1 protein-coding gene is annotated in these 563 nt (G+C 74.1%); it reads right to left on the bottom strand.

Annotated features, from left to right (window positions below; all coding sequences use genetic code 11):
* Positions 1–563: helix-turn-helix transcriptional regulator (locus AC1DUE_RS20075; protein ID WP_477041172.1), on the bottom strand; the 563-nt coding region annotated here is incomplete at both ends.

The following is a 563-nucleotide window of genomic DNA, read 5'->3' as shown; positions in this document are numbered from 1 at the left end:
CTGGGCGGCCGTCTCGGCGTGCTCCTCCGGCGACATGGCCACGCGGCTCATCCGTGGGTCGGGCGTGCCGAGGAACCGCTGCCAGATGATGTTGCGCTGCCGACGAGGCACGGCCGACCAGTCACCGAGCAGCGCGGCAGCCATCGCGTTCCACGCCACGATGTCGCCGCGGGCGCTGAGCACCATCGTCGGCAGGTCCGCCAAGCGGTCGAGCAACCGCTGGACGCTGGGTCGCACGTGCTCGTCCACGCGCCCGGGCAGCGGCGGCGGGCTGCCGGCCAGGTGGAACAGCTCGTCGCGCGCGTCGTCGTCGAGACGCAGCGCCCGGGCCAGGGCCGTGAGCACCTGCGTGGACGGCTGCGGGCCGCGGCCCTGCTCCAGCCGCACCACGTAGTCGACGCTGACCCCGGCCAGCTGGGCGGCCGTCTCGGCGTGCTCCTCCGGCGACATGGCCACGCGGCTCATCCGTGGGTCGGGCGTGCCGAGGAACCGCTGCCAGATGATGTTGCGCTGCCGACGAGGCACGGCCGACCAGTCACCGAGCAGCGCGGCAGCCATCGCGT

Source organism: Cellulomonas sp. P4_A2 (genome assembly GCF_056402515.1).
The sequence above is the reverse complement of the archived record's forward strand: the minus strand, read 5'-3'. Positions and strand labels throughout refer to the sequence as shown.